This window comes from Mesorhizobium sp. M0060, from assembly GCF_040323155.1.
Classification (GTDB): domain Bacteria; phylum Pseudomonadota; class Alphaproteobacteria; order Rhizobiales; family Rhizobiaceae; genus Mesorhizobium.
The window spans coordinates 94487-109127 of the sequence record NZ_JAMYUP010000018.1 but is presented as its reverse complement, the minus strand read 5'-3'; the positions used below and the strand labels follow the sequence as shown (position 1 = coordinate 109127).

15 protein-coding genes are annotated in these 14641 nt (G+C 63.0%); 7 read left to right on the top strand and 8 right to left on the bottom strand.

Going from position 1 to position 14641, the window contains the following annotated elements:
• The first annotated feature begins 71 nt into the window (after nt 1-71).
• The gene (locus NKJ94_RS18985) at nt 72-575 is read left to right on the top strand and encodes a VOC family protein (protein WP_352527041.1); all 504 of its coding nucleotides are present in this window, start codon (nt 72-74) and stop codon (nt 573-575) included.
• Nucleotides 576-712: 137 nt separating this feature from the next.
• On the opposite strand, the gene NKJ94_RS18980 is transcribed toward NKJ94_RS18985, so the two are convergent.
• Genes NKJ94_RS18980 through ehuB form a run of 5 tightly spaced genes read right to left on the bottom strand, consistent with a single transcriptional unit; the run spans nt 713 to nt 4528 of the window.
• Nucleotides 713-1447: a GntR family transcriptional regulator gene (locus tag NKJ94_RS18980; protein WP_352527040.1), complete on the bottom strand. Its 735-nt coding sequence runs from the start codon at nt 1445-1447 to the stop codon at nt 713-715.
• The gene (ehuA, locus tag NKJ94_RS18975; RefSeq protein WP_023717024.1) at nt 1444-2223 is read right to left on the bottom strand and encodes an ectoine/hydroxyectoine ABC transporter ATP-binding protein EhuA; all 780 of its coding nucleotides are present in this window, start codon (nt 2221-2223) and stop codon (nt 1444-1446) included. Before ehuA ends, NKJ94_RS18980 begins: the two co-directional genes overlap by 4 nt.
• Nucleotides 2220-2879 (bottom strand): ectoine/hydroxyectoine ABC transporter permease subunit EhuD, encoded by a 660-nt coding sequence (gene ehuD, locus NKJ94_RS18970; RefSeq protein ID WP_352527039.1) that lies wholly within the window; start codon nt 2877-2879, stop codon nt 2220-2222. The genes ehuA and ehuD overlap by 4 nt, the downstream gene beginning before the upstream one ends.
• Nucleotides 2876-3604: an ectoine/hydroxyectoine ABC transporter permease subunit EhuC gene (ehuC, locus tag NKJ94_RS18965; RefSeq protein WP_352527038.1), complete on the bottom strand. Its 729-nt coding sequence runs from the start codon at nt 3602-3604 to the stop codon at nt 2876-2878. The genes ehuD and ehuC overlap by 4 nt, the downstream gene beginning before the upstream one ends.
• 54 nt (nt 3605-3658) lie before the next feature.
• Entirely contained in the window at nt 3659-4528 is an 870-nt protein-coding gene (ehuB, locus tag NKJ94_RS18960) for an ectoine/hydroxyectoine ABC transporter substrate-binding protein EhuB (protein WP_352527037.1), read from the bottom strand.
• Nucleotides 4529-4760: 232 nt separating this feature from the next.
• On the opposite strand from ehuB, the gene NKJ94_RS18955 reads away from it, so the two are divergent.
• The 6 genes from NKJ94_RS18955 to NKJ94_RS18930 all read left to right on the top strand — a co-directional run bounded on the left by NKJ94_RS18955 (nt 4761) and on the right by NKJ94_RS18930 (nt 12207).
• Entirely contained in the window at nt 4761-5957 is a 1197-nt protein-coding gene (locus tag NKJ94_RS18955) for a M24 family metallopeptidase (protein ID WP_502896138.1), read from the top strand.
• Nucleotides 5958-6031: 74 nt separating this feature from the next.
• Nucleotides 6032-7180 (top strand): M24 family metallopeptidase, encoded by a 1149-nt coding sequence (locus NKJ94_RS18950; protein ID WP_352527035.1) that lies wholly within the window; start codon nt 6032-6034, stop codon nt 7178-7180.
• Nucleotides 7181-7190: 10 nt separating this feature from the next.
• Nucleotides 7191-8447, top strand: coding sequence for a sarcosine oxidase subunit beta family protein (locus tag NKJ94_RS18945; RefSeq protein ID WP_352527034.1), 1257 nt, complete (start codon nt 7191-7193; stop codon nt 8445-8447).
• A gap of 13 nt (nt 8448-8460) precedes the next feature.
• Nucleotides 8461-8757 carry a sarcosine oxidase subunit delta gene (locus tag NKJ94_RS18940; protein WP_502896134.1) on the top strand — a complete coding sequence of 99 codons (297 nt, stop codon included), beginning with the start codon at nt 8461-8463 and terminating at the stop codon, nt 8755-8757.
• The gene (locus NKJ94_RS18935; protein ID WP_352527033.1) at nt 8754-11711 is read left to right on the top strand and encodes a sarcosine oxidase subunit alpha family protein; all 2958 of its coding nucleotides are present in this window, start codon (nt 8754-8756) and stop codon (nt 11709-11711) included. Before NKJ94_RS18940 ends, NKJ94_RS18935 begins: the two co-directional genes overlap by 4 nt.
• The gene (locus NKJ94_RS18930; RefSeq protein WP_352527032.1) at nt 11704-12207 is read left to right on the top strand and encodes a sarcosine oxidase subunit gamma family protein; all 504 of its coding nucleotides are present in this window, start codon (nt 11704-11706) and stop codon (nt 12205-12207) included. The genes NKJ94_RS18935 and NKJ94_RS18930 overlap by 8 nt, the downstream gene beginning before the upstream one ends.
• Nucleotides 12208-12271: 64 nt before the next feature.
• On the opposite strand, the gene NKJ94_RS18925 is transcribed toward NKJ94_RS18930, so the two are convergent.
• From NKJ94_RS18925 to NKJ94_RS18915, 3 genes are all read right to left on the bottom strand, one after another.
• Nucleotides 12272-12736, bottom strand: a complete 465-nt coding sequence (locus tag NKJ94_RS18925; protein WP_352527031.1) for a cupin domain-containing protein — start codon at nt 12734-12736, stop codon at nt 12272-12274.
• Nucleotides 12737-12957: 221 nt separating this feature from the next.
• Complete coding sequence (locus NKJ94_RS18920) at nt 12958-13833, bottom strand: aldose 1-epimerase (RefSeq protein ID WP_352527030.1); 876 nt, start codon at nt 13831-13833, stop codon at nt 12958-12960.
• 5 nt (nt 13834-13838) lie between these two features.
• A complete protein-coding gene (locus NKJ94_RS18915) occupies nt 13839-14639 on the bottom strand; it encodes a FadR/GntR family transcriptional regulator (RefSeq protein WP_352527029.1) in 801 nt (266 codons plus the stop codon).
• Nucleotides 14640-14641: the final 2 nt, after the last annotated feature.

Genomic DNA, 14641 nt, shown 5'->3' with positions numbered 1-14641 from the left:
GATCCGCCATCAAATCGCGCGGCGACAGCGCGTCTACTATCGGCGTTCTTCGATTTGGTGGCGTTCTTCGATTGGCCGTTTTGTTCAAGTCTTCACCGTGGCCCGACTTTATTCTGGTGTTTCCGACAACCAGAGGAGACTGCTATGAAACCGCGCATTTCGGTTTTGACTATCGCTGTCGCCAATCTCGAGAGTTTCTCGCGTTCTACCGCGACGGTCTCGGCTTGCCGACGGAAGGGATCATCGGCCGCGAGTTCGAGCATGGCGCCGTCGCGTTCTTCACGCTGTCCGGCAGGTTGAAGCTCGCGATCTGGGCTCAGGACGACCTCGCCTACGACACCGGCCTGCCCAAGACGCCGATCAGCTCGACCTCGTTCACAATCGGCCACAACGTTGTGCGCCGCGAAGAAGTCGATCAAGTGATGGATGAGACCGCCCGCGCTGGAGCCGAGATCATCAAGCCTGCTCGGGACACGTTCTTTGGCGGATATGCCGGATATTTCCGCGACCCGAACGGACACCTATGGGAGGTAGTCTGGAATCCGGCCAACATACCGAGTGAGGGCCCCTTCTGAAGGCGAGGCCTGCGGTATCGGGCCGCAGCCGATCGTTCCCGTCGCGCTAGGGCCGGGCAGCCGAGGCGCGTGGTCGGCCGTTTCGCTGCGTCGAAGCCAGGTCGACGCCTGGCGACCAGCACAATCTTGAGGGCCGATCATGTGTCTCCATGCAAACCATTCGCCTCGCCTGCATGGCGCATCATGCGGCGGAAGCTCATCGAGATATGCGCCCGCCTTATGTGCCCGATGGACTCCCAGTCGCCGATCTCGGCGGCGGCAAGAACCTCTTCCATCTCGCGGCGGAACGCGGTGAATTCCTCGACAAGGCCCAATTGCGGCATCAGCTTCAGGACGACGCGCGCGACTTGAAAATACAGGCGCTCACTGATCTCGCGCAGCGGCTGGTTGCCGGTCATCGCCGTGAGTTCGTAGAAAAAATCCATGTTGAGGCGCAGGAAAGCGCGCTGGTCGGGATTGAGTATATCGGAATCGCAGCGCGCGATGAGCGCCCGTATCCGGTCGAGGTCGTCCGCCGTGCGCGGGATCGGCGAAAGCTTGCCGACGAGGAGCGCCAGCTCCAGGCGCAGATGATAGACCTGTTGCAATTCCTCGATGTCGACGTCGGTGACGATCGTGCCGACGCCGTGGACGGATTGAACCAGACCCTCGGATTCGAGGCGCGCCAGGACACGCCGGACCGGCGTGCGGCTGATCTCGAATTCCTGGGCAAGTTCTTCCTCGGACAGACGGCTTCCCGGCGCATAGTCGAGCAGGCAGATGCGGTCGCGCAATATCCGGTAGATGCGCTCGAACCGTTCCCGCGCCGAGAGCGGGCGCGGCGGCGCGGCGATCACCGTCGTGGGCGGCTTGGCCTCTGTCTCGATCGTCACCCAGCCTCCAGGACAGCGTGCAGGAACTGCCGTGTCCGCTCGTTCTTGGGAGCACCAAACAGTTCGCTTGGCGGTCCCTGCTCGCAGATCTTGCCTTGATAGAAGAAGCAAACACGGTCGGAAAACTCTTTGGCGAAGCCCATCTGGTGGGTGACCATCAGCATGGTGAGATCATGCTCGCGCCCGATCTGCCTTATCACCTGCAGCACTTCGCCGACAAGCTCCGGGTCGAGCGCCGAGGTCACCTCGTCGAACAGCATGATCTTGGGCCGCATGGCCAGCGCCCTGGCGATGGCGACGCGCTGCTGTTGGCCGCCAGAAAGCTGTGATGGATAGTGGTCCTTCTTCTGGGCCAGGCCGACCAGTTCCAGGAGCTCGGCCGCCCTCGCCTCGGCGTCCGCCCGCTTCATGCCGAGCACCGTTATCGGCGCCTCGATGCAGTTCTGCATCGCCGTCATATGCGGAAACAGGTTGAACGACTGGAACACCATGCCGATCTTGGCGCGGATCTTGCGGATGTGGGCGAGATCGGCGGGAACAAGCTTGCCGTTCCTCTCCATATGGGTCAGCGGCTCGCCTTCGACCCAGATGACGCCGTCATTGATCGTCTCCAGCGTCATCAACATGCGCAGCACCGTCGTCTTGCCCGAACCCGACGGACCGATGACCGAGACTTTTTCGCCGCGTGCTATTTCGAGATTGAGCCCATCGAGAACGGTTAACGTGCCGTAGCGTTTCGATACATTGTCGAAGCGTACCATCGGTTGTTCCGTCATCGCATGGTCCTCCGGTTGAGCAGCCCTTCGAGCGAGCGGATGAGCGCTGCCGAAACCAGGCTCATGGCTAGGAAAAACAGGCCGACCAGCGTGATCGGCTCGGTGTAGCGGAAGGTTTCGGAGCCGATGATCTTGGCGGTCTGCATCAGTTCCATCACGGCGATTGCGGAAAGCAACGGCGTCTCCTTGAACAACGCCACCAGATAGTTGCCGAGCGCCGGAATGATCGGCGGGATCGCCTGCGGGATGATGATGTCGCGGAACGTCGTCCAGGACGACAGATTAAGCGCGATCGAGGCTTCCCACTGGCCGCGATGGATGTTGTCGAAACCGGCGCGATAGACCTCGGAGCAATAGGCGGCGTAGTGGATGCCGATGGCGAGCACTCCGGCGGTGAAAGCGTCGAGCACGACACCGAATTTTGGAAAGACGAAATAGAGAAAGAATATCTGGATGAGCAGCGGGGTCGAGCGGATCAGCTCGACCATCACCGAAATCGTCCAGCTGGTCCATGGCACGGCGATGCGGACGACCGCCAGTACCAGGCCAAGTGAGGCGGCAAGCACAAAGCCGATCAGCGTCGCTTCGATGGAAACGATGGCGGCGCGGGCGAGCACCGGCAGGATTTCCAGGGCAAATCCCCAATCCCAGATCATGCCGCCTTCCCCCGCGCCAGTCCAAGCGAAGCTCGCCTTTCGAGAAGCCGCATGCCGATGGTCACAACCAGCGACATCGCCAGGTACATCAAAAGGACGAGGGTGAAGATCGGAATGGTCTTGAACGTGTTCTGGTTCATTTGCTGAGCCTTGAACGCCAGGTCCGAGAGCGTGATCAGCGAGACAAGCGCTGTCGATTTCAGAAGCTCGATGAACAGATTGCCCCAGGGTGGGATCATGGCGACAAAGGCCTGCGGCAGGATGATTCGGCGCAGCATCTGCGGGCGGCTCATGTTCAATGCCGTGCACGCTTCCCACTGCCCGCGGGCGACGGACTGGATCGCGCCGCGCACGCACTCAGATCCGTAGGCGCCGACATTCAGGCCGAGCGCCAGGACAGCCACCACGAAGGCGTTGATCGTGACGCCGAATTGCGGGAGCACGAAGAACAGCCAGAACAGCTGCACCAGCGCCGACGTTCCGCGGAAGATCTCGACATAGATCGTGGCCACCCATCTAAGCGGCGCCGGGCCGTACATCCGCGCCAGCGCCGCCAGCACGCCCATGACAATTGCCAGCAGGCTGCCGAGGATGGCGATTTCGATCGTCAGGACCGCGCCTTGCAGCAGCCCCGGTAGAAACAGACTATAGGCTTCCTGCGTTGCCAAGGCGGCGATCACGCCAAGCGCGACAACCAGCAGGATGACAAGCGTACGGATTCCCATGTGATTGCCCCGGGAAAAAAGGGCGGCGCTTTCGCGCCGCCAGCAGTTGGGAACCTATTTGCCTGCGCAGAGCTCTGCGGTGGTCTTGTTGGGGAGATAATCCTTGCCGAAGCCGAGTGGCTCGACCAGCGCGATATGCTCCGGCGAACCGAGGAACTTCTTCAGTTCGGCGTTGAAGGCCTCCTGCAGGTCGGTATCTTCCTTACGGAAGCCGAAGCCACCATGGCCTTTCACCGACTTGCCGGCAACCTCGCCGAACGGCTTGGTCGATTCGACACCGTCGGCTTTCTTGGCCATGTCGGCGATCGAAAGGGCGGTCAGCGCGGCAGCGTCGGCGCGGCCCGACTGGACGGCGGCGACCAGGCTGGACTGGTCAGGCAAGGAGACGATCTGCCCATCGGCAACGCCCGCGTCCTTGGCGAAGCCGCCTTCGACGGCGCCCGCCATCACGGCGAGCTTGAGATCCGGATTGTCCTTGATGCTGGAAAAGTCCTTCACGCCTTTCGGGTTGCCTTTTGCCACCAACATAGCCTCGCCGATGCCGTAGGAAGGCTCGGAGTAGTTGATCTCGGCGCAGCGCTTCGGAGTGATGAACATGCCCGCAGCGATAATGTCGAAACGGCCGGCCTTGAGACCCGGAATGAGCGAGCCGAATTCGGTCAGCACGCCGTCGACCTGCGGAATGCCCATTTTGGCGAGCACGGCCTTGGCGACTTCCGGCGCCTCGCCGGTCAGCTTGCCGTCGGGCGTGGCGTAGCCGAACGGTGCCTCGTTGGCGAAGCCAATACGTATATAGCCGTCCTTCTTGGCCCGTTCGAGGGTGGTCTCGGCGTGGGCGGACAGCGACGTCAATGACGTCGCGGCGAGCGCGATGCAGGCAGCCGCTTTCACGACCATACGGCGCGATATCGATGATTTGAGCATGCTTTTCTCCCATTGAACAACTGTGGATGGCTCCCAGGGCGCGGCCTTCTTCGAGGTCGGCGCCTGCTTGATAAGACGTATACAACTGCCCTAGACATTTCGCAAGCAGAGATGTAAAAACCATGGAAATTCGACGATAATTCGTAGTTAACCAATAAATTGGTCGTCGAGTTGTGCACAATTTAGGCTGATGCCTATTTGCAAAAGGCAAACAGCGTACCCAGAAGGCAGGATTTCGGTGGCGACCGCGAACGGTTTCGGGACATTCACGCAAGCGGAGTATGGGCAGCGCCTGGCCGGCGTGAAGACACGCATGCAAAAGGCCGGCTTCGACCTCATCGTCTGCCAGGATCCCGCCAACATGTGCTGGCTGACCGGCTATGACGGATGGTCGTTCTACGTTCCGCAGTGCGTGCTCGTCCATCTGGAGGGGGATCGGCCGATCTGGTTCGGCAGGGCGCAGGACGCCAGGAGCGCACGCCTAACCACTGGCCTGCCGGACGAAAATATCGTGCCGTTCTCGGAGCGGCTGGTGCAGCAGCCCGTCGAACACCCTTATGACGAGCTCGGCCAACTGATCCGGTCGCGTGGCTGGGGAAAGGCCCGCATCGGCGTCGAGATGGACGCGCACTATTACACCGCGCGCTGCCACGCCCATCTCGTCCAGGGGCTGCCCGACGCGCACTTCGCCAACAACCACGATCTCGTCAACTGGGCGCGGCTGGTCAAATCGGAAGCCGAGCTGGTGCTGATCCGCGAGGCGGGTGCGATCTGCACGCATGCCATGAACCGCGCCATCGGGAAAATGCGGCCTGGCGTGCCTCAGAACCATGTCATTGCGGAAATCTATCACGCACAGATCATGGGCGTGCCCGGAGCGGGTGGCGACTATGCCGCGATCTGTCCGCTGATGCCCGTTGGCGAGGGCACCAGCACGCCACATCTGACGTGGTCCGACGCGCCGCTGCCGGACAGCGGCCTCGCCATTCTGGAGATCGCCGGCGTGCGCCGCCGCTATCATGCGGCGCTGACCCGGACGGTACATTTTGGCAAGCCGCCGCAAGCCATCCTCGACATGGCCAAGGCGATCGTCGAGGGCGTCGACGCTGGCCTCGAGAAGGCGCGCCCCGGCAACACGGCCGAAGAGGTGGAAGCCGCCTGGCAGGCAGTCTTGCGGAGGAACGGGCTGAAGAAGGAAAGCCGCGTCGGCTATCCGGTCGGGCTCGCCTACCCGCCCGATTGGGGTGAACGCACCGCAAGCCTTCGTCCCGGCGACACCACCGAGATGCAGTCCGGGATGTGCTTCCATTTCATGGCCGGCGTTTGGCTCGACGATTTCGGCATCGCCATCTCGGAATCCTTCATCGTCACGGATCGCGGCGGCGAACGCCTCTGCGACGTGGCGCGCGAACTCATCGTCATCGACTGACATGGCGGCCGGGAAACCGGACTGCTGAAAGACCATGCCCGCCACCAAGCCGGCAACAAGCACAAGGACGACCGATGGACCGCAATCCGTTTTCCGAAGCCGAAATCGCCGGCCGCCTTGCCAAGGTCCGTACGGCACTGGTTGAGCGCGAACTCGACGCGGCGGTCTTTGCCTCGCCGGAGAACGTCTTCTATCTCACAGGGCTCGATCACTGGGGGTATTTTGCCCCTCACCTGCTGATCGTTCCGCTTCAGGGAAGACCTGTTCTGGTCACCCGTTCGATGGAAAAGGTGACAATCGAGAAGCAGGTGAAGGCAGCGGAATTCCGTGGCCACTCCGATAGCGAAACGGCGGCCGATCTTGCCGCGCGGGTGCTCGCAGAGCTCGGCCTGTCCGGCAAGCGGATCGGCCTAGAATACTGGACGGCGGGCTTCAGCCATGGACTTGCCGTGGCACTCCAGATGCAAGCCGATGCCAAGTGGAGCGATGTCTCCGGTCTGATCGACAAGATGCGGCGGGTGAAGAGCGCCGAGGAACAGGCGCTGATGCGGCGGGCCGCAAAGGTGACGGACGCCGCCGCCGGTGCCGCGATCGCCGCGATCTCGGATGGCGCTTCCGAACAGGAGGTTGCCGCCCAATGTGTTGCGGCAATGATCCGCGCCGGCGGTCATGCGCCGGGCTTCGGACCGTTCATCCGCCCGGCCGCGCGCCTGGGTGAAGAGCACACGACCTGGGGCGACGGGATCTATCGCAAGGGCGAGCCGGTCTTCGTTGAATTGTCCGGGTGCATCTCGCGCTACCACGCCCCGCTCGGCCGGCTCGTTCGCATCGGCCACATCAGCGACGAAGACGCCACAATGGCGGAGGTGACCGCCAAGGCGTTCAACGCCGTCGTCGAGGCGCTGCGGCCGGGCGCCAAGGCGCGCGATGTCTACGCCGCCTGGCAGGCCGTCGCCGACGAGGCCGGTCTTTCCCACTATCGCCGCCATCACTGCGGTTACCTTGTCGGAGTCGGCCAGCCGCCGTCATGGACCGGCGGCAATTCGGTGACCGGCTTGCGACACGATTCCGACCTCGAGATCGAAACCGGGATGAGCTTCCACATCCTGTCGTGGCTGATGGGCACTCGTCGCGGCAATGACTTCGTCTCCAACACGGTGCTGTTGACCGATGCGGGCGCCGAAGTGCTTACCCGCACGCCGGCCGGCCCGATCGTTCGATAGGCCTGCACACATGGCGCGCTACTCGGCATTTTCGATTTTACGCAACGCGCTGTCCGGCCAGAAGAATTGGCAGCGCGCCTGGCGGGCAGCGGAGCCAAAATCGTCCTATGACGTGATCGTCATCGGCGGCGGCGGACACGGCCTCGCCACCGCCTTCTACCTCGCGGAGAACCACGACATCCGCAACGTCGCGGTGCTCGAAAAGGGCTATGTCGGCGGCGGCAATGTCGGCCGCAACACCACCGTCATCCGGTCCAACTACCTGCTCGACGGCAACACCCAGTTCTACGAATTCTCGATGAAGCTCTGGGAGGACATGTCGCGGGCGCTGAACTTCAACGTCATGTTCTCGCAGCGCGGCCAGCTCGTCACGGCGCATTCGGCCGATCAGCTCGACGGCTTCAGCCACCGCGCCAACGTCATGCGGCTGAACGGCATCGATGCCGATATCCTTGACCGCGAAGAGGTGCGCCGGCTGGTGCCCTATCTCGATTTTTCCGATACCGCCCGCTTCCCGATCCATGGCGCCATCTTCCAGGGCCGCGCCGGCACGGCGCGCCACGACGCCGTGGCGTGGGGGTATGCCCGCGCCGCCGACGGCCATGGCGTCGACATCATCCAGAACTGCGAGGTGACAGGCTTCGTCCGCAACGGCGACAGGATCGTCGGCGTCGAAACGACGAAAGGCCGGATCGGCGCCGGCAAGATCGGCCTTGCTGTTGCCGGCCATACGTCCGTGCTCGGCACCAAGGCCGGCCTGGAACTGCCGATCGAAAGCCATGTGCTGCAAGCTTTCGTCACCGAGCCGCTGAAGCCGCTGGTAGATCACGTCGTCGCCTATGGCGCCGACCATTTCTACGTCAGCCAGTCCGACAAGGGCGGATTGGTCTTCGGCGGCAATCTCGACGGCTACAATTCCTATGCCCAGCGCGGCAATCTCGGCGTCGTGCGCGAAGTGGCGGAGGCAGCGATTGCGCTGATGCCATGCATTTCGCGTGTCCGTCTGCTGCGCCATTGGGGCGGCGTCATGGACATGACCCCCGATGCCAGCCCGATCATCTGCCCGACGCCGATCGAGGGTCTCTATCTCAACGGCGGCTGGTGCTATGGCGGCTTCAAGGCGACGCCGGCTTCCGGCTGGTGCTTCGCCCACACGATCGCCACCGGCAAGCCGCATCCCTTGATCGCAGCCTACGGGCTCGATCGTTTCCGCACCGGCCACACGCTCGATGAGGCCGGTGTCGGCCCTTCCGCCTGGCTGCAATAGGAGGCGGGACAAAATGCTGCGCATCGAATGCCCCTGCTGCGGCCCGCGCGACCATGACGAGTTCCGCTATGGCGGCGATGCCTCGGTCAAGCGTCCGGCCCATGACGATCCCGATCCGGAGGCCTGGCACCGCTACGTCTATATCAGGACAAACCCGGCCGGCCCGCACCGTGAATTCTGGCAGCACGTGACCGGTTGCCGGCAATGGCTGGTGGTCGAACGCGACACCCGCAACCATGCCATCGCAGCCGTCGACTTCGCCAGAAAATTGCGGGCCAGGAAATCAACTCTCAGGAAATCCCCGGCATGAGTTCGAACCACAAGCGGCTGTCGATGGGTGGCCGTATCGACCGCGAGCAGCCGGTCGAGTTTACCTTCGACGGCCGCAAGCTGGCTGGATATCGCGGCGACACGCTTGCCTCCGCGCTGCTCGCCAATGGTGTCACGCTGGTCGGGCGCAGCTTCAAATATCATCGCCCGCGCGGCATTTTTTCCGCCGGGCCCGAAGAGCCGAATGCGCTGGTTACGCTCGGGAGCGCCGGCAGGCGCGAGCCGAACCTGCCGGCGACCACACTGGAACTCGCCGACGGCATGGTCGTGGAGAGTCAGAACCGCTGGCCATCGCTTGCCTTCGACGTGCAAAGCGTCAACGGGCTGTTGGCACCGTTTCTGTCCGCCGGCTTCTACTACAAGACCTTCATGGGCCCAACGCGCCGCGCCTGGATGTTCTACGAACATTTCATCCGCAAGGCGGCCGGCCTGGGCAGGGCCGGCACCGACGCTGATCCCGACCGCTACGAGGTTCGTCATGCCTTCGCCGACGTCGCCATCGTCGGCGGCGGCCCGGCGGGATTGTCGGCGGCGCGGGCAGCCGCCGCGGCCGGCGCGCGGGTCGCGCTGATCGAGCAGGATTTCCTGCTTGGCGGCCAGCTTCTGGCGGAACCGTCCGACAGCGCAGCGGCCTCATGGCTGAAGCAGGCCGAGGCCGAGTTGGAGGGCTTCGAAACCGCCGCGCTGATGAAGCGGACGGCCGCTTTCGGCAGCTATGACGGCAATGTCCTTGGACTGGTCGAACAGCGCGATCCAACCGATCCGCAGCCGAATGGCGAGACACGGCAAACGGTCACCATGCTGCGCGCCCGCTCGATCGTTTTCGCCACCGGCGCCATCGAGCGGCCGATGGTGTTCTCGAACAATGATCGGCCCGGCGTCATGCTTGCCTCGGCCGCCCGGACCTATCTCAATCGCTTCGCCGTCCTGCCGGGCAAGAAAATCATCGTCGCCACCACCAATGACGGTGCCTGGCGCACCGCCTTCGACTATGCCGCAGCCGGCGCGGAGGTGACGGTTGCCGATCTGCGCCCCGTCCCGCCCGCAGCACTTGCCGCAGAAGCCGCATGGCTCGGCGTGGTGGTGCGGGCCGCAACGCGCATCGTCGACCTTAACGGCGGCCATGCTGTCAGACGTGTAACGCTCAACGGGCCGGACGGCCAATCCGAGGCCGCCTGCGACCTGGTCTGCGTGTCCGGCGGCTGGTCGCCAACCGTGCATCTCACCTCGCACCTGGGGAGCAAGCCCGCCTACCGCGACGACATCGACGGCTTCGTGCCGGGTTCGTTTCCGGCCGGCCGGTTCGGCGCCGGCGCGATGATGGGAACCTATGCGACTGGCGATGCCATCGAGGACGGTCATCGCGCCGGTACCGAGGCCGCATCGTCCTGCGGCAAGTCGGCATCGGTGCCCGCTCCGTCGAAACTCGACCTGGACGAGACCGCCACGATTTCACTTCGCGAAATCCCTTCCGTTGGACGTGGAAAGGCCTTCGTCGATTTCCAGATGGACGTGACGACCGAAGATATCGAGCTCGCCCATCGTGAGGGCTATGAATCGGTCGAGCACCTGAAGCGCTACACCACGCTCGGCATGGGCACCGATCAGGGCAAGACCAGCAATTTTGCCGCACTTGCCGCGATGGCAACCCTGCGCCGCGCAACAATCCCCAAGACCGGCGTCACGACCTTTCGCCCGCCCTATACGCCGGTGGCAATCGGCGCGCTTGCCGGACGCGCGACCGGCCATCATTTCAAGCCGATCCGCCGCACACCGATGCACGACTGGCACATGGCGAACGGCGCCGAGATGCTCGAGGTCGGTCTCTGGATGCGGCCCTATTTCTACCCGCAGTCGGGGCGCGACGTGAACGACGCCTATGTCGCCGAAATGCGGAATGTGCGTCAGGCCGCGGGCCTGATGGACATCTCCACCCTCGGCAAGATCGACGTCCAGGGTCCGGATGCGGCGATTTTTCTCGATCGCATCTACGCCAACGGCTTTGCCAAACTGCCCGTCGGCCGCGCCCGCTACGGCGTCATGCTGCGCGACGACGGCATCGTCTTCGACGACGGCACCACGACGCGGCTGGCGGAAAACCGGTTCTTCATGACCACCTCGACGGCCAAGGCCGCCGATGTGCTGTCGCGACTCGAATTCCTGCTCGACACGGCCTGGCCGGATTTGCGCGTGGCCGTCACCTCGGTCAGCGATGAATGGGCGGCGATGTCGGTTGCCGGGCCTAACAGCCGCGCAGTCCTGAGTGCAGCGTTTCCCGCTCTCGACGTTTCCGACGAGGCGCTTCCGCACATGGGGCTACTCGAAAGCGAATGGGAGGGCCGTGCGCTCCGCATCCTGCGTCTCAGTTATTCCGGCGAGCGCGCCTACGAAATCTATGTCGGCGCAACTGCCGGCGAACAGCTCTGGAGCCGCCTGCTCGAAGCCGGCAGAGCGTTCGACCTGAAGCCTTACGGCGTCGAGGCGCTTGGCGCGCTACGCGTCGAAAAGGGCCATGTCGCCGGACCGGAGATCGATGGGCGCACGACGCTCGACGATCTCGGCCTCGGTCGCATGGCCGGCAAACGCAGCGGCTTCGTCGGCGACGTCCTGCGACGGCGCCCTGCCCTCCAGGCTCCCAACCGACAGCGCCTGGTCGGACTGGAATGCATTGAGGACGGAAAACGCCTGCGCGGCGGCGCCATCCTGTTCCTGCCGGATGAGAAACCCTATGGCCATGGGCGCGGTCGCGTCACCTCCGTCAGTTTCAGCCCCGAACGCGGCCATTATGTCGGGCTGGCCCTGCTTGCCGGTGATGTCGCGGCAGAAGGAAGCGAGGTCGTGGCGGTCTACCCGATGAAGGATGATGAAACGGTTCGCGCTCGCATCGTCTCGCCGGTGTTCCTCGATCCGCAGGGAGAACGGCTGCATGGCTAGCTCGATGTCTTCGCGGGATTTCAGCCTGTCCGTGGCCGATTGCCCGCTCATCCAGGTCGAGGGCTGGGACGGGACACTGACGCAATTCGAAAAGAGCGTCTCGGCATCGCTCGGCACGAAGCTTCCAGCCTCGGTCGGAGAGACGGTTCGTCACAAAGGCCTTCTAATCATCCGCGTTGCACCTCGCCGCCTCTGGCTGGCTCTCGACGAAGGCACGCAAGCGCCTGCGCTTGCCGTCGACCCCGATCTCGGCTGCTCGGTTCCCCTCGGCGAAGGTCGCGTTCGTTTGAAAATGACCGGCCCTGACATCGCAAGGCTTCTGTCCGGCTGCGTTACCGTCGACTGGCACGCGCCGGCCGCCGCTCCGGGCCGCGCCGTGCTGACATCCTTCCATCACGTGTCCGTGGTCTTCCTGCGCACCGGCGAGACCGCGTGTGAACTCATCGTGCCGCGAAGTTTTGCCCGCAGCCTCTCGGATTGGATTGCCGACGGCTAGCCAAAACGGTTCCTCGGGCAAGGGCCGGCTTTAGCGGCGATCCGAGCCGCTATCACGAAGTCATCTACTCTCTTGCCGGCCAGTCTCTCAGAAGCGTAATCCCAAACTTCGGCGCCGCCGCTTTGAGTCGCTCGATATCGGCAGGCGTCGGCGGCCCGACCACCTCTCCCTTGCCGAGTTCATGGCCACCTTCGGCGAGAAACTGCTCGAACACACTTGGCGTGTTTATCAGGATATAGCGAACGAGCTGATTGCCGGGATTCATAAGCTGGTGCGGGATGCCCCGCTTCAAAAACATGCTCTCGCCGGGCGAGAGCGTTCGGACCACACCGTCCACAATTGCAGTCAACTGCCCTTCGATGACGTAGACCGTCTCGTCGTCATTCGCATGAACATGGATTGGCGTTTTCGTCTGCCCGTCGCTTCTGTTTTCGAAGAGACTCAACAAGCCTCCCGTCTGTTCGCCGGAGACCAGTCGCTTCATGACGATGCCTGCGAGCATGAATTCCTTTGGGTCAACATCTGTCATTGATCCAATCCTGCCAGGTACATTCGGAGTAGGCCCGTACCGGACCGTCAAGCAGACGAACTGCGCAGCGACATCCGGCAAACGTCGAACGGGCTCATGCGTTCCCGGTCGCTGAGGTCCCTCTTCCCAAGCTCCGTTTGGACGAAAGGCCGGCTTCGTTCTCCCCGGACATGCTGGCCGACACCGACATACGCCAACTCGAGGGCGCCGCAGAGGTCCGCCTAACTGACGGCGAAGCTGCAACGGGCCGCCAGGCTCTCGCCAGGCCCAAGCACCGACAGTCCATTCCATTTGTCGATCGAACCACGATTGAGAGCATCGACAGCATGACTGACCGGTTCAAAACAGAAGAAATCGCTCTCATCCGATGGCGAATAGACCAGGTAAAAATTTAAGGGCGAGGACGCTTTGATCGTGAGGCCGCAATTGTGCTCTGGCCAAGAGATGGTAGCGACGCCGTCCCAGCCAGCGAACACATTGTTTATCCATCCGCTCGGCAAGGCGGCCGGGGCGCCGAAATCCCGGTCGGGACGGGTTTTGACATCGACAAATTTTTCAGGGAGATGGTTGGGCCGTTCGAGGCAAACCTGCGAGGCCGCGGCGTGAAGCGTGGTCAACGCTGTTCTTGGGAACCACGGATGGATGCCAAGCCCGAACGGCAGCCTGACCGGCGCCTGATTGACGATGCGAAACTTCAGGTCGAGCCCCTGTCCGGCCAGCGCGTAGCTCACCTCGGCGCGATATCGATATGGGCCGGGTCCGTTGCTGATGAGCGACAGCTTCGCTCTGTCCTGCGTCAGACTGTCGACGTCCCACTCGCTCGAAAATCCATTGCCGTGAATCGGAAATGGCTCGCCTGCGACGTTGGAAGGCAGTTCGTGGAATTTGGAGTCGAATAAGAACCCGCCGCCGGAGATGCGATTTGACCACGGCAAAAGCAGGTTGCAGGCAAGGTCGAAGGGGTTGCTGCTCCCGCCGTTTGGCCATGGCCTGAAGAGCGGCACGCGCCCATAGTCCAGTCTCGCAAGACCTGCCCCAAGCGACGGGACGATTTCAGCGGATAGTTCTCCACTTCGAATCTTGATCGTCCGGACCATCTAATTCAGACGGTATCGGCCCTGGCAGAGGCGATCGGCTGTTGATGGCGGCCTTTGCGAGCCACTGCAAGAAGGTCATTCGACGCGATCCCGATGAGCGCTTTCATCTGATCATGAGCGTCGTCGGCCCTGCGCATCCTAATTGCCTCCAGCACGTCGCCATGCGCGCTGAGTGTCTGCTGATAGTTAGCGGTGGCCGATGTGGTCAATCGGAAGGAGAAGCTGAGGGCCGCCGCGAGCATATTGCCGAGATTGGCGAATACCGGGTTGCGGCTGGCACGAAGGATGGCGGTATGAAATCTGACATCGGCATCAAGACACGCAGCGAGATCGTCCTCCGGAGCAATGCGCATGGCCTCATACGCCGCTTCGATGACCGCGAGATCGCCTGACGTCGCCATCTTGGCCGCAAGTTGGGCCGCAGCGGGTTCAATGACGAGCCGCGCCTCGATCAGTCCACGGACGAAATCGAGATCTGGCTCGATGTCGCGCATCCATTCGAGAACCTGTGCATCCAACCTGTTCCATTCGCTCGATGCGCGCACACGCGTCCCGGCCCGCTTGCGCGCTTCGATCAATCCTTTGGCCGAAAGCGTGAGAAGAGCATCGCGAAGCGCCGTGCGGCTCGCGCCGTAGATGACGCAAAGTTCGGCTTCCGTCGGAAGTACGGAGTTCTGCGCGTAGGAGCCGGCGAGGATGCGTTGTCCGAGATCGCGTGCGATGCGATCCTTGAGCGATGACGTGGCGCCATCTCCGGCAGGAAGGTCTTGCCTAGCTTGACCAGTCGAAGCGATCGCCGCGTCCATCG

Excerpts from the sequence above, each read along its gene's own strand:
- NKJ94_RS18930 (WP_352527032.1), top strand. The coding sequence starts at position 11,704 with ATGGCTAGCTCGATGTCTTCGCGGGATTTCAGCCTGTCCGTGGCCGAT.
- NKJ94_RS18940 (WP_502896134.1), top strand. The coding sequence starts at position 8,461 with ATGCTGCGCATCGAATGCCCCTGCTGCGGCCCGCGCGACCATGACGAG.
- ehuB (WP_352527037.1), bottom strand. The coding sequence starts at position 4,528 with ATGCTCAAATCATCGATATCGCGCCGTATGGTCGTGAAAGCGGCTGCC.
- NKJ94_RS18925 (WP_352527031.1), bottom strand. The coding sequence starts at position 12,736 with ATGACAGATGTTGACCCAAAGGAATTCATGCTCGCAGGCATCGTCATG.
- NKJ94_RS18915 (WP_352527029.1), bottom strand. The coding sequence starts at position 14,639 with ATGGACGCGGCGATCGCTTCGACTGGTCAAGCTAGGCAAGACCTTCCT.
- NKJ94_RS18920 (WP_352527030.1), bottom strand. The coding sequence starts at position 13,833 with ATGGTCCGGACGATCAAGATTCGAAGTGGAGAACTATCCGCTGAAATC.
- ehuA (WP_023717024.1), bottom strand. The coding sequence starts at position 2,223 with ATGACGGAACAACCGATGGTACGCTTCGACAATGTATCGAAACGCTAC.
- NKJ94_RS18950 (WP_352527035.1), top strand. The coding sequence starts at position 6,032 with ATGGACCGCAATCCGTTTTCCGAAGCCGAAATCGCCGGCCGCCTTGCC.
- ehuD (WP_352527039.1), bottom strand. The coding sequence starts at position 2,879 with ATGATCTGGGATTGGGGATTTGCCCTGGAAATCCTGCCGGTGCTCGCC.
- NKJ94_RS18935 (WP_352527033.1), top strand. The coding sequence starts at position 8,754 with ATGAGTTCGAACCACAAGCGGCTGTCGATGGGTGGCCGTATCGACCGC.
- ehuC (WP_352527038.1), bottom strand. The coding sequence starts at position 3,604 with ATGGGAATCCGTACGCTTGTCATCCTGCTGGTTGTCGCGCTTGGCGTG.
- NKJ94_RS18945 (WP_352527034.1), top strand. The coding sequence starts at position 7,191 with ATGGCGCGCTACTCGGCATTTTCGATTTTACGCAACGCGCTGTCCGGC.